This window comes from Rhizobium sp. 25PS6, assembly GCF_032464655.1.
In the GTDB taxonomy this organism is placed as follows: Bacteria; Pseudomonadota; Alphaproteobacteria; order Rhizobiales; family Rhizobiaceae; genus Rhizobium; species Rhizobium laguerreae.
Genome location: NZ_JAWDIV010000025.1, coordinates 1 through 12,934, shown reverse-complemented (window position 1 = coordinate 12,934; position 12,934 = coordinate 1). Strand labels below are relative to the sequence as shown.

The 12,934-nt window shown below is 56.5% G+C and carries 10 protein-coding genes and 1 pseudogene; 4 read left to right on the top strand and 7 right to left on the bottom strand.

What is annotated here, in order from left to right; all coding sequences use genetic code 11:
* Positions 1-44 precede the first annotated feature (44 nt).
* Positions 45-323, top strand: a complete 279-nt coding sequence (locus RWK44_RS29195; protein ID WP_316029808.1) for a hypothetical protein — start codon at positions 45-47, stop codon at positions 321-323.
* 242 nt (positions 324-565) lie between these two features.
* Positions 566-2,371 carry a di-heme-cytochrome C peroxidase gene (locus RWK44_RS29190; protein WP_316029807.1) on the top strand — a complete coding sequence of 602 codons (1,806 nt, stop codon included), beginning with the start codon at positions 566-568 and terminating at the stop codon, positions 2,369-2,371.
* A gap of 748 nt (positions 2,372-3,119) precedes the next feature.
* Here RWK44_RS29190 and RWK44_RS29185 read toward each other — a convergent pair.
* The 3 genes from RWK44_RS29185 to RWK44_RS29175 form a co-directional block, all read right to left on the bottom strand.
* Positions 3,120-4,745: a DUF4435 domain-containing protein gene (locus RWK44_RS29185; protein WP_222008614.1), complete on the bottom strand. Its 1,626-nt coding sequence runs from the start codon at positions 4,743-4,745 to the stop codon at positions 3,120-3,122.
* A gap of 199 nt (positions 4,746-4,944) precedes the next feature.
* Positions 4,945-5,220 carry a DUF5334 family protein gene (locus RWK44_RS29180; RefSeq protein WP_244604864.1) on the bottom strand — a complete coding sequence of 92 codons (276 nt, stop codon included), beginning with the start codon at positions 5,218-5,220 and terminating at the stop codon, positions 4,945-4,947.
* Positions 5,211-5,339 carry a YHYH domain-containing protein gene (locus RWK44_RS29175; RefSeq protein ID WP_127431506.1) on the bottom strand — a complete coding sequence of 43 codons (129 nt, stop codon included), beginning with the start codon at positions 5,337-5,339 and terminating at the stop codon, positions 5,211-5,213. The genes RWK44_RS29180 and RWK44_RS29175 overlap by 10 nt, the downstream gene beginning before the upstream one ends.
* Before the next feature lie 249 nt (positions 5,340-5,588).
* Between RWK44_RS29175 and RWK44_RS29170 the strand changes: the two are divergent.
* Positions 5,589-5,914: pseudogene (locus RWK44_RS29170) on the top strand (cytochrome P450); the annotation flags it as partial.
* A gap of 295 nt (positions 5,915-6,209) precedes the next feature.
* Here RWK44_RS29170 and RWK44_RS29165 read toward each other — a convergent pair.
* The 3 genes from RWK44_RS29165 to RWK44_RS29155 are packed head-to-tail and all read right to left on the bottom strand — an operon-like array spanning position 6,210 to position 10,614.
* On the bottom strand, positions 6,210-8,954 hold the full coding sequence (locus RWK44_RS29165) for a UvrD-helicase domain-containing protein (protein WP_316029806.1): 2,745 nt from the start codon (positions 8,952-8,954) through the stop codon (positions 6,210-6,212).
* Positions 8,955-9,014: 60 nt separating this feature from the next.
* Positions 9,015-10,028 carry a nucleotidyl transferase AbiEii/AbiGii toxin family protein gene (locus RWK44_RS29160; protein WP_127431508.1) on the bottom strand — a complete coding sequence of 338 codons (1,014 nt, stop codon included), beginning with the start codon at positions 10,026-10,028 and terminating at the stop codon, positions 9,015-9,017.
* Positions 10,021-10,614, bottom strand: a complete 594-nt coding sequence (locus RWK44_RS29155; protein ID WP_127431509.1) for a DUF6088 family protein — start codon at positions 10,612-10,614, stop codon at positions 10,021-10,023. Before RWK44_RS29155 ends, RWK44_RS29160 begins: the two co-directional genes overlap by 8 nt.
* Before the next feature lie 270 nt (positions 10,615-10,884).
* Here RWK44_RS29155 and RWK44_RS29150 point away from each other — a divergent pair, with 270 nt between their 5' ends.
* Positions 10,885-11,217, top strand: a complete 333-nt coding sequence (locus RWK44_RS29150; protein WP_127431510.1) for a hypothetical protein — start codon at positions 10,885-10,887, stop codon at positions 11,215-11,217.
* A 193-nt stretch (positions 11,218-11,410) separates the two neighbouring features.
* Here RWK44_RS29150 and RWK44_RS29145 read toward each other — a convergent pair.
* Positions 11,411-12,934 (bottom strand): hypothetical protein (locus tag RWK44_RS29145; protein ID WP_316029805.1); only part of this gene is annotated, 1,524 nt, incomplete at its 5' end.

Below are 12,934 nucleotides of genomic sequence, written 5' to 3'. Positions count from 1 at the left end.
TATGGTTTCGTTTTCATGGCGCCACGCCCGGCAGGCATGGGACCGTGGGCGCCAGCCAGGTCAACGGCAATAACATGCCGTTGATGTTCAAGGGACAGGAAGAGGCGCTGAAGCAGATTGCCGCCTGCGGCCGCAAGCCGGCGGCGGAGGAGATGGAGAAGCTGCGCCGATCGTTCTTCGAGACGCTCCACATGGTTGTCGAGAACACGATTACGGCGATCACGTTGTCGGCCCGTACTACAGGTGTCGAGCCGCCTTCGCGACAACGGGCGGATACCTACAGGAAATATTCTCAGGCACCGGCCTGTCCGACGAATGCCTAGCGTATCCCCGCTGGTTTCCTTCTTAGCCTGAGTTGCAAATTTTCAACAAAACTCGGGGAGGGACCCAAGTTCGGAGCGTCGAAATGAAAGTGCAAGTTGCCATTGAATTCGACGTTATTCATCGGTGCGCAGTTTCTTCTGCTTTATTCGGTTTATTCGCAACAAAGATACTTGGTTACTTGCTTTGATCGAAGGAGGCATGCAACCTCCGCGACAATTTCGAACTATCCAGGAGGGGACGGATGGGATTTCGGGCGAACACAATCCTTAATTTGATTGTCGGCACGGCTATTGCGCTATCGGCCTATTTGAAGCCCGTTGGGGGAAATACTGCTGACGAGGTCCAAGGGTGGACAACCACCCAGCGACAGGGCTGGTATTGGGGCAGCCAAGGGTCCCGACTGCTGCCGCTGAAATGGTTCGAGTCATTGGAGCAGCCCGACAACGACAAACCGTTCGCTGACATCGGATACCTCAGTTCTTTCGGCTATCTCGCGCCCCCGAGCGGATCGTCCTTCCGCCGGCCGATCGGATTTGCCGTTGACAAGCAGCCGGATGCCAATTTGGTCGCGACCAAGCTTCGGTGGTATCAGACGCAACAAGGCGGCAGTCACGCAGAGCCCTGGGTTGGACTCAACTGTTCCGCCTGTCACACCGCTGAGATCGCCTATCAGGGTAACAGCCTTCGCATCGACGGCGGTCCCAGTTTGACAGATTTCCAGTCATTCATCGAAGCGCTGGACAAAGCACTGATCGCAACGAAAAGCGAACCGGAGAAATTGAAGCGGTTTTCCCGGAAAGTTCTGGCCGGTCGAAACAGCGCGAAAAATCGGCATCTGCTTGTGGCTGCGCTCGACAAATTGATCGAGTGGCAGGACGAAACGGCACGCCTGAATGCCACGCCGCTCAGATACGGTTACGGACGCGTCGATGCATTCGGCCATATCTACAACAAAGTGGCGATGTTTGCCGGTTCGGAGAAATTTACGAACAATCCTGCCGACGCTCCGGTGAGCTTTCCTTTCCTTTGGAACATTCACCGACAGAAACATGTGCAATGGAATGGAATTGCAGAAAACACCAAGGTTCAGCTCGGCGTCGGACATCTGGACTACGGGGCCATGGGCAGGAACACCGGTGAGGTTCTCGGTGTCTTTGGTGAGGTTGTCGTAACTCCCCAGAACGGTCTCCTCGGCTCATTTGAGGGTTTCCGTTCAAGCGTCGACCTCGCAAATCTCGATCGGATGGAAACAACCCTTGAGAAGCTTCAGGCACCCAGATGGCCGATCTCATTTCCGCCGATTGATCAATCGAAGGCATCTCGTGGTGCCGAGCTCTTCGGGATGAAGTGCGCTACCAATTGCCATAAGCCCACCCATGAAACCACAGATACCGAGACGATGCACAAGTTCGTCGGTATGCCGGCGAACGAACTGACGGATATCTGGATGGCCTGCAATGCGTTTACCTACCTGGCACCGGCTGGGAAACTGGCGGACGGCGATAAGCGGCAGGAAACATTCGTCTCAATCCGCGGTCTGCTCGCGCAGACAGTTGTTGGCGTGATGCTCGGGCGAAAGCCCGAGCTTGTCGGCGTTGCCGCGGGAAAAATCTTCGGCGATGGCGGGCCGCCGGTGATTACAGACAAGTCTTGGATGCAGACCGTTTTGGACCCTCGGGACCAGCGGCGCCAACTCTGCAAGACCACGAAGAACGATCTCTTAGCTTATAAGGCTCGCCCGCTCGATGGCATCTGGGCGACAGCACCCTATCTACACAACGGATCGGTTCCGACGCTTTACGATCTTCTCCTTCCTGCCAACAAACGTCCTCCGAGGTTCGCGACAGGAAATCGCGAGTATGATCCGGTCCGTGTCGGTTATGCTCCGCCTCTGCAGCCATTAGGTGCCATGAATTTTGAATTCAATACTGTTGACGAAGATGGCGTCCCCATCGATGGAAACAGCAATGTGGGTCATGAGTACGGAGCAGGTTCGCTATCGGATGCAGATCGTTGGGCCTTGGTTGAATATCTGAAGACGTTGTAGCCGCTCGATTTCGTACTGCTCACCAGCCGTCCTATGCCGCGCCGATTGACACCCATGACCTCACCAAAGGCTGACAACGTGCTCCGCACTTGCCGGCGCATTGCGGCGCAGTCATCCGGCCGGGCACTGTCGACCGACGGTCTCCGCAGCTTGCACGGCACGGCTTCGTCGCCGGCCCGTCTGCACCAAAGCCCATTCCCCAGAATGCAACCGAAAGTCAAGGCCGCAACCGACGTTGGCATCACCAAGGGCTGTAAAGCCTGATCACGCGGCACCGCGGCCAGCGTCATAAGTGCCGAGTGCATTCAGAAGCACGTCCTCATCTGGATCGACAAGTTTCTGCAGATCTGCCCAGAAGCGTTGCGCACGCCGATCGTCCGACAGGAAGCCACCAAGTAAGGGAAGCGATCAGAACGTGGTCGGCGTCGAACTCGTCGTTCGAAATCCCCTTCGGCTTCAAAGTTCGGATCCCATAGGAGCGCGCTAACTTCCGTTCCTTTTGGAGGTCGTCCGATGACGACGATGAAGCCAGATGCCACCCGGCCAGATCGATCAAAGCGTCAACCGGATAGGGCTTTTGCAACCAACCGATCGGCGACGCTGCCGCACCTCTTGCGCGTTTCGGCGTTAGCATGGGCGGAGGCGAAGATCGATCGGAGGTCGAGGGTAGCATGGAGATGTCATGGCCCCAGAGCTTCTGAAGCAAGCAGGAGCCGCGTACGAGGGGTTCACGGAAGTTGCCTGCGTGTCAGTACGTACCAGTATCAATTACCGGAAGTCGTTGCACGAGAGCGCCAGTCAGTGGGCTCGCGGTTGGCGATACAAGAAGCCGAGACACGAGATTTTCGAGCGCGCTTCTGCCTTGCAGGTCCAATGCTTTCCCGAGCATGTCCAAAAGCTTGTTCTTGTTGTCGTATAGAAGGAGAAGTTGCTCGAAGTCCCGCGCTGCCAAGACGCCCTGATATTTTGAGTGAAAATCAGAATAGATCGAGGAGGGGTCGGTTTTAGCCGTAAGCTCAGCGTAAATGCGCGACAACTCATTGATGTTCTTGGCTTTCGCGCCGACTGATTTACCGGATTGCCAGATAACATTGCTGGTGTGTCTCAGGCTAACGCGGTCCGCGTCGCGTCCTGCCGCTTCAAAGACGTCACTCGTCAGCGTGTCAAAGCGGCGCGTCGCCTCACGTTTGTCGAGCTTGAGTTCCTCGGCCAACGCAAAGAAAACTTCGGGCGCGAGAAGCAAGTTTTCGACCTCGTGAACGGGAAGTGTAAAAATCCCCTCCTCAAGAGCACCGTCCGCCGCTGGATCGCGATTGTCGCGATCCACCAAACCGGCACAATGCAGCCAATGCAACTCCTCCTGCTTGCGGAAGCTGCGGACAAACTGGATCACCTGGCCGCAAGATCCGGACGGGATGACGGTGAAATTGCCATAGATCGCCCTATAGATCGTCTCGTCCAGGCCGCCTTGTTTCCCTTCAACAAACAGGATTGGTTTGCGGCTTCCGACCATCCGCACAAGAAGATCGCGCGGGAGCTCAGTCGCCGAGGGCACGGGCTCGATCGTCCACATTGCCGGCGTGTCCTCCTCAAGCCGAGTTCGTGTGCGAACAAGCACCTCCTTATAGGTCGCCGGCACATAGTTTAGAACGGCATATAGTTGAGCGCTGCGACGGGACGCCGCGAAATCGATGTCATGTGTCACATAGAGAAAAGAGCAGTCCGGTCGGGCGCGCTCGACAAGGTCCCATAACCGCACAAGCAGCGAGCGGTTCATGTGCAGTTCGGGTTCGTCAACAATCAGAAGGCTATCGGTCTCGATCAGTAGGACCTGACCGAGAATATAGAGAACAAGCCTCTCTCCATCGCTCATCGCGGACGCTTCGTATGACTCGCCATCGCCATCGAGCCTGACCGCCCGGACGGTGGCTTCCGAAAACAGAAGGCTTTGGCTGGGGATCAACTCATGCCAAAGCTCTTGAAGTCTGTCGATCACGGTAACCGGTCGAATGGAATTTTTCCGCCCCTTCGATTTTTCGTGCGCAAGTTCCAGTGCCCGGAGGCGTTCGGCAAAGAGGGCGACAAGTACTTCATCGTAATTATGCTCCATTGATCCCGGCGAGGCCTGGACGCGCCGGCTGTCACGGCGAAGCAAGCCGATGGCTCGTTCGTACCTTTCCGAAAAAACTTCATCCGGGAGCTCAAGTGAGCGTTGTGCCCCGATACGATAAGAGGCTCCTGTCTCCTCAAGATTATCGATGTGGATGCCAAGGCGACTCTTTCCAGTACCGTTAGGTCCGAGGAGGATGATAGGCCTTCCAGGAGCAGGCTCGATGCTGCATTCACCAGTCGGCGTGAGGATACCAATAGACATGGATTACTCTGGTTTTCGGTGTGACAAGCAACCCATACCCCGCAAGCAAGCGTGCAGGAGCTACGTAGCGCAACTATCTCCGCGATTTTTGCACCGGGGTTGGGAGCCGATCGTCAATTTCTGACCGCGCCTTTGAAAACTTGATTCAACGCTGTGCAACAATATGAAGCAGGCGCCACCATGACGCCTGCTCATGGCTTCAATCATCCATCTCGAGAGTGCGATATTCGCCGCTCTCACTGTCGTAGACTTCCACTTCAACGGATCCACCGGAACGTTGAATGCTTTGGACGTCAACGTCGCGGTATTCACCGGACCCGTGGTCGTAGATCTCAATAGTCTGGCCGGATCTAACAAGATTACCTTTACCGATCTCGACTGAGGCCCCCGTTTCGTTATCGACGCCATCCCAGCCAAGGCAAATATTGCTCGAGGCGAAAAACATTCCAATCAGTGCAAGAGTTCTCAATGGCAATGGTAGCCCCCGGTCTTGTGATTGGTATGGCACCCGTTCCCGTCAGTTCCGCCGCCGTGTGCGGTAGCCGAACTTGCTGATAGCGTAAAGGCAAGAAAGAGCGAATAGATTAATTTCATAAGACCCCCCTGAACGGCAACAGGTGTTCACTCCGCTGAAGTAAAGCGGCTTTGCCGTGCGAAATTTGCTTCCACCCGATGGATGTTTAACCGCTGATGCGTCTCTTAGTCGAGAGTAGGGTCGGACCTTTTCTGCACTTTTAGTTGTATATCCACTAGTATCATTAACCGATTGCTGGTTGCGGAACCTGAAGCAGCCCGAGCGCCTGCGATGACCGGACGAATACGCGCGCTCTCTTAAGCCGAACCCTGGTCGGCGATCCATCCCTGGTGGACAAGGCGTTGGCCGGGGCGCGGGCTGGGATGGCATCGTGCGCTATCCAAGGGGCGGCCGCGACCATCGCGGGCGTGCATATTCCCGCGGAGAGCAAGGTGCTGATCGGCTACCGGCGAAGTTGTTCGATCGAAGCCATTTCGACGACCCGGAAATTCCACATCGGACGCGCCGTCAAGGTGGTGTTCGGTACGATCTTCAGCGGTTCCCCACGCTGCGCCTGGTCGTGGCGCTGGAAGAACCCAAGTTGCGCAAGGAGATCATCAATGGCGGGTTCGAGGAGTTCCCGGTGCTCTGGTGATGTGCGGACACCACCGGGATCCGTGATCTTTTCCGCAATTTGCCGGCCCGCCTGGCGCGCACTGGACAATTCAGTCAACTATGAGGTCATCGGAGCCCGGAACGACTCCGGTCGACCGTCATCCCAGTCCCAGCCGACCGCCGCGACGAAACGGCGAACGCTCGTTACCCGGGGACATCGTAATCGCAACGACTATTCACTTACGCGCTATCGGGTCCACGGTTTCCAAGGGTACCCGTGGGAGTTCTTGAGCCGGTTCTAGCATTTTTGGTTGTCCACGATGATCGGATGTTCTTCAGCGCACACCAAGTTGCGCTGTGTAACTGCAATCTGGGTACTGCGTGCACCCCATAAAGCGGTCTCCGGTCTTGCTCTTTCTTTCGGTGACATGCCCGACATGGCATGTTGGACATTGAGGCAGCGCCTCGCCGTCAATTGTCTCCAGTCGGAAGTTGCCACCGGCGATGTTTGCCAACTCGTGAATGTAACGTGATGGCTGCCGATCGTTCATCAGCAGGAAGACACCTCGGCTTGCCCGCGTTAGGGCGACGTAAAACAAACGCCGTTCCTCAGCGTATTCGAAGGTCTCTGGCTGCGGCATAACGAGGTTTAGAAGCTCGTCATCTTCAATTCGGCTGGGAACACCATATTCACCCTCGCTGACATCTAGCAGGATTGTGTAATCCGCCTCCAGCCCCTTCGCGCGATGAAATGACAAACCCGATACCTCGATGTTTTCAAACCGGGGGAGCCCGCCGGCAAACGGATCAAGCAGGTTATACCGCCAAAGCACCATGACCTTCAGCCGGGCAGCGCTGCTCGTGCGCCATTGGCTTGCGATCCCGCCGAGAAACCGGTCAAGCCGGTCCAGGAGCCGCAGGCTGGCCTTACCGAAGTCGGGCTTGCCTTGCTCGCCCGTTATCGGAATTGCTCTGATGGATCGCGCAATCGCCGGTCTGGCCGAGCGAACTGCCTTTCTCAGCTGAGCGGGGTTTCGCTGTATGAAGTTTGCGGCAGCATCGGCGATCACCTGATTGCATCGGTAGGTCGTCTCGAGCCTGCCTTGCCAGCTTGCGCCGAAATTTTCCTCGAATTGCGTGAATATGCTGATATCAGAGCCGGCAAAGCGATAAATCGATTGCCAGTCGTCTCCGACCGCAAAGATCTTCGAGAATGGCTTCTGGTGCTTCAGTGCTTTAATCAGATTGGCGCGGGAATCTGAGATATCTTGGAATTCGTCGACGAGGATGAGGGAGTAGGGGCTCTTATACCGGGCCTCTTCCACCAAACGGGTCGCGTTGGCGATCATGGCATCAAAGTCGATGCGTTTGTCATCAATTAGTTTTTTCGAGTAGGCCTCGGTAATCTTCCAGATTGCCTGCGCGAACGCCTTGGCACGCTTCTTGTCGTGAAGGGAATTTGCGCGCACCAAGAGCATTTCCAATGTCAGATCGCCAGCACGGATATGCTTGATGCAGATGGCGATCAGCTTCTGGAAGTGTTTGATAACGACCGGTTCGACCGCCTTCAGGATTTCCTCAAGGCTGCGTTGATGGAACTGAATTTCTCGTTTTGCAAGCTCGGCCTCGAGTTGAAGAAGAAGCGTTCCGTCGTTTGCCTGGGCCGATTCCGTCGTGAAAACGTCAAGCTGTGCGCGGTTGTAGGCCGCCAGCTTGCTATCGGCATGTTCCACATAGTTGGCAAATGGCGAGGATCCGGCGCTATCGATGGCAAGATGTTCATGGATGGTGTTGCTTGCCGGATAATAGAAGTCGGGATGCACATATCTGATCGTCCCGTCTTCGTCTTCCGTGTCGATTTGGCGCTCGTATTGGAACTCGACCGTGTTGAGCCACAGCCAGTTCGCTATCGTCTGCTCTTGCAAAGATCTGACATAGATCCCGCCAAATGCGCCGATAGACGCGTCGCCACCACGCCGGCGCGCCGAGATGTAGCGGTTGTAGTCCGCATCGCTGTCAAAAACGGACGCTGGAATATCGGCTTGCGGATATAGCACGAGAAGGTCAATCCAGACCTTGGCAAAGCCCGCGTCCGATTGCATCAAGTCTTCGATGATCTTTGCGATGACCCGTGCTTCGCCAGTAGGGTGGTCCACCCAATTCGCCAATTGCGGTGGCCTGGCCTCCACCAGTTCGATGATACCCCGACCGAGAGCGTGGAACGTCGTGACCTTGCACTGCAGATCCGCTGGCTGGACGCCAAGCTGCTGCGCAATTCGTTCCCTCAGCTCTTCAGCTGCGGCCCGATTATAGGCGAGGACAAGGATTTCCTCCGGTTGATACAGTCCCTTGTCCAGCACATAAGCGACCTTGCCGACCATCGTCGCCGACTTGCCTGACCCTGCGGACGCGATGAGGAGATTGCTGTCCTCAAGGCGAATACAGGACTCCCTCTGTTGGTCGGACAATGATCGGCCATCGAGATCGTCAAAGAAGGGGGCGTATCTGGTGATCTCGGTCGCAACAAATTCATTATTGTACTGATGGCGCCGGTCGGGGTCGGTCAGGAAAAACAGGGACCGTGGAAGATCGGCTTCCATGGCCGCGGTTAAGCCGTCGGCGTCGAACAAGGGACGGGAGAGTGCTGCGGCGGCCGGACCAGAAACACTCGCGATGGCTTGCGCCAGATCTGCCTGTGCGAGGTATTGCCGCTTCCCCTCGATCAATGGCTCGAGTTTCGCATCGACCTCTTTCAAAACCTCTTGATCCGACCGGATCAGTTCGAGCAGGTAGCGATTGATGAACCTGTGAAGGTCCGTCGCGAGCCGAGTAGCGGCGTCCTCGCCGAGGCACGACAGAGTTTCGACATGACTGCATGTGCGGATTTCGACCGTGTGCCAAAGCAGGGCCTTTTTGATCCCGATGGCGGTAATGTCCAGACAGCGTAGCTTGGCCCGCGTTCCGGTGTGGAGCTCGACGGACGCCGTGGTCGCCGTCGGTAGCCGGAGCTTCCACCTGCCGGAGGGAAGCAGACGGGCGAAAAGGCCGGGCCGATAGGTGGTGTAGCGGTTGAAAATCACGGATCGGCCATCGCGCGAATTGTCATTTCAGTTGGGTTCCCGCGATCATGGGCGCTTTTCTCAGCCGCTGGCATTGGCCTTGTCTTGGATTTTTGCGCATCGAGCGAGGAGTTCGTCGAAGGTCTCGGCCTGATCGAGAAGGAGGCCGTCATCCAGCATTCGGGCGTAGTCCTGTTCGAGTTCTGCCCTCCCTGCGCCGGAGGGCGTCAGCTGAAGCCCAGCGCCCACTGCTGCTTCGTAGTCGATCGGCGTTTTGTCAGCCGCCTTCTCAGCGAAGAACATCGATTTGTGCTGCGCCACCGACTTGGCCAGCTCGCGATCAGCGATTGCGCTGTCGGCGATGCCTATTTCGTCGAGACGAACGATATCGTGCCAGTGTCGTGAAAATCGCTCTCCGCGGAGCCGTTCCTGCAGACAGAAAACGTGGATTGCCGTCGCCTTTTCCCAGAACGTGCGTTCGGCATGCATGACCCGCGGCCTTGCGGTGGGAAACTGGATACCATCGACAAGGCCAGCAGCGTCGCATGAAATGTCACGAACGCTTGCCGGTTCTCCGGTCGACCGAGCCCCGAGCTCCAAGATGACGCTCGGCGCGACATAGCCGGATCCTCCAGCAACTGCTTCGTAGTCGATGAAGAGCTTGTCGCCGTCGACACGGACGGTGGCTGGAAGCGACTGGGCGTCGATCGCATCGACAATGAGCGGGCTCACGGTCTCCGATACCCAGGTCGGCAAACGCTTGCGGACTTCGCTCGACCAGCGCTTTTCCTCGCTTCTGGTTTCCGGCAACGCCTGCTCGTTCTCGCCGACGAGATCATGAGCGAGTTCGCGGATATCGTAGGTCAGGTCGACATCTTCCGAAAACCTACGGATGGCGTTGTAGGCTTTAGAGAGGGACGTGCCGCCTTTGAAGACGAGGTGGTCACCGAGCGCCGTTCCATAAAGGGTCTGCAGAGCCCAGACGACCCACGTGTCCTTTTCCAGGAGATGGATCGGGCGCCCGGCTTTCTCTGCGGCGATCGCAAGAACGTCTCTTCGATCGTCCAGGGACAGCTTCAAAAACTGCTCAGCCATAGGCGGCCTTTCCTACACTGCGGGCAAGCCAGCTGGGAAACTGAGGGGCGGCGGCAACGAGTTCGCCGAATGCCTCGGCGGAAAGCTTCCGCTTGATGCTCGGAAGTGCCTCTTCTGCCTTTTCCGGACCAAGCCATGCCAGCGCGCGCACAGCCAGGCCGGCAGGCTTGTTCGCCAAGGCGAGCTGCCAGCGCGGCACGTGCTTCAACTCGACCGTCTGGCTACCGACAGTAATGGTTCGGCTGCGGCCGGATGTGAAATAGACGGACCGGATCGGTACCTGAGTGGACAGCCCCAGCGAGTTTGCAGCCGCAGCACCATTCGAAACGATGACCTCGCCACGCTGGTGTGCAACGGCTTCGACGGCTTGCTCGACCGTCGGCGGTCGGCTCCCGAAACGGCTCTTGATCGCCTTGAGATAGATCCCACGACCGGCCCGGACGAGCTCGCCGCGTTCATATAGGCGCGACAGTGCCTGGTCTACCGCGGCACGGTTTCCCAAATGCAGGAGGGCCTTTGCGGACAGCGCTGTTCCCTCGGGCAGCTGTTCGGCATAGGCCATGATCTGACTTGTCAGTCGTTGCATATTATTTCTCCTGTCAGAAATATATGCAGCTTTCTGACAGTTTGCAATGTGGTGGCCCGTGCCTTTCTTCAACGAAGGTCTAATTGCTCACCTCGAAGGATCGGCAAGCGCAAGGCCGTGGTCTTTCCTTTGGTCGGCCGACATCGATAGGCCCCTGCGCGGCGGTGGGCTTGTCTTACAGAGTAATACTCCTGGGTTGATCGCGATACAGTGTCGCTCTAACAATCCAGCGCGTACAGACATTTGAGATATAAATTTCGGTGGCCCAGCATGAATATTGACGGATACTTCGAGAAACTGGCCAAACTAGTGCATTCTCGTGATCCAGCGTTTACGCCCCTTGGCGAAGTGAAGATGCAGCATCTGGATTTAGCCATTAATGTTTATGAGGACGAGGACCGGAAAAAGAGGTTTGACGGCAGCCTCCAGAATGGCCGCGTTCATGACGCTACCTTTCGAACGCATCTTCTCCGCATCGAAGGAATTCCGTTTTCATCCCTTTTCCTATTCAGCGGAATGTTTCTGGAATCGAAGGTCTTGATTGGCGAGTGGGTCAACGACCTTGTCCGTCCTGAACCATCTACGGACGGCAAAAAGGAGTAATGAGGCGTCGATGACCCGATGGGACGAACCGCCGAACTTTGGGTCAGAAAGAAGTCCTCGCGGAGGAGGAAAGCAGCACGTTGTTGTGAAGCGAGCGGGTAGTCTGAGAGTGGCTAGTCAGGACGAGGGAATTGTTCGTGTTGCGCACACCGCTTCCAGGATAGCTTCAGGCGACTGAGTTTTGGCCATAGTCTTAAAACGCACCCAATAAATGCAATCCTTGAGATCCGTCGACCTGCACCGGATGAAAGGACCAGAAGTCACGGAGGACAGCTGCGTGCGGATGCGCGTAGCCTTTGTGGTCTGGGTCAGATGAGAAAATGCTCGCTTCCGGTTTTAGAAGCGATCCCAAACCTGAGTGCCAGTTACCCTCGGCCCCGTGATGCATGACCTGGAGGATGCCAGCACGTGCAAGTCGGCTTCCGGGTCGATAATGCTTCTCAAAATCGGCGAATTGTTTCCCTGCGCCGAGGGTTCCGTCGCCCGTATACATCTGCGAGAAGCGCGTGCTTCCGGCGAGGGAGCCGAGCGGACGATTGGAGGAGTGCCAAAGCAGGACCGCAGATTGATTGACGGGGCCGGAATAAAGGAAAAGCGAGATAATATTCCGGTTCTTTGATGATTTCCCAAAGTGGGCATCGTAAAGCTTCTTTAGCTTGTCGAGCGTGGCGCTGCGTGTCGTCGGTACGGTCAGGATATCTTGTACCAACTTCGACGCTGCTAACTGGAACCTTTTCGTGGCTTTTGGCAGCATTGACGGGTCGTTATAGGGAAGAAACTCCCAATCGAACGGTACTGATATCGTTCCGCCTCGCTTCAGATAGCGCACATTCGCATTGTCTTGCGCGCAGAATAGCTCATCCTGTGACCCTTCCGGTGGCGTGTCCTCGGGGAACTTGATAGGGGGCTCTTCCGGTCCCTCAAGATCTGGACCCGGTTCGATAGGCGGAGGTGGCAGTTCGTCATCCGGTCCGGAGGCCAGTACAAACACGATTTCGCCTATATCGCCACCGTCCAAGGCTCTGAGATAGCCAACCGGGTCAATGTAGAAGCCAAACTCGGCGTCGTCGGCTGATACGCCTTGCTGAAGCGCCAAGACAAGGCGCTGGAGCGGCGTGAGATAGGGGAGCAAGATCATCCGAATTCGAGATGTCTGCACGAGGCGCGAAAAGCCGCTGATATGATCGCGGTCGAAATGGGAGAGGACGGCCAGATCGAGCCGGTTGAAACCCAGTGCAGAACGCCTGAAATTGCAGGACGCAATGGCATCCGCCAAGAGGCTGTCCTTTGATGTCGTTCCGCAGTCATAGACCCAATTGAAGCGGGGGCCGTTGTCCGCCAAAATTGCACCTGAGGAGAAAAGGCCCTGGCCTACGGGCCACCAATCGAGCAAGAGATATCGTGGGCCATGCCCTCCAAGAGAGGGACCACCAGCAGGCGGCTCGAACAGTGTTGCGTCAGGATAAACGCCAAATTGGCACGCGAGCATAAAGGCGTGCACCGCTGTCTCAGATGCGGGTCTGATCGCGCTAAACCAATGGCCTTTGCGAATCTGCCCGATTAGGCGGTGATTGAGGTCTCGATCCGGATGGGTGAAATAGGCCAGGATTTTCTGATCAGTTGGCCGGGGGCTGAGGTTCAGCATACCCTTTATGACACTGACTTCAGCCTGCGATAGAGACTTCACGGATGCCAAATTTCCCCCCAGGAATGTCGG

Excerpts from the sequence above, each read along its gene's own strand:
- RWK44_RS29190 (WP_316029807.1), top strand. The coding sequence starts at position 566 with ATGGGATTTCGGGCGAACACAATCCTTAATTTGATTGTCGGCACGGCT.
- RWK44_RS29150 (WP_127431510.1), top strand. The coding sequence starts at position 10,885 with ATGAATATTGACGGATACTTCGAGAAACTGGCCAAACTAGTGCATTCT.
- RWK44_RS29155 (WP_127431509.1), bottom strand. The coding sequence starts at position 10,614 with ATGCAACGACTGACAAGTCAGATCATGGCCTATGCCGAACAGCTGCCC.
- RWK44_RS29160 (WP_127431508.1), bottom strand. The coding sequence starts at position 10,028 with ATGGCTGAGCAGTTTTTGAAGCTGTCCCTGGACGATCGAAGAGACGTT.
- RWK44_RS29175 (WP_127431506.1), bottom strand. The coding sequence starts at position 5,339 with ATGAAATTAATCTATTCGCTCTTTCTTGCCTTTACGCTATCAGCAAGT.
- RWK44_RS29185 (WP_222008614.1), bottom strand. The coding sequence starts at position 4,745 with ATGTCTATTGGTATCCTCACGCCGACTGGTGAATGCAGCATCGAGCCT.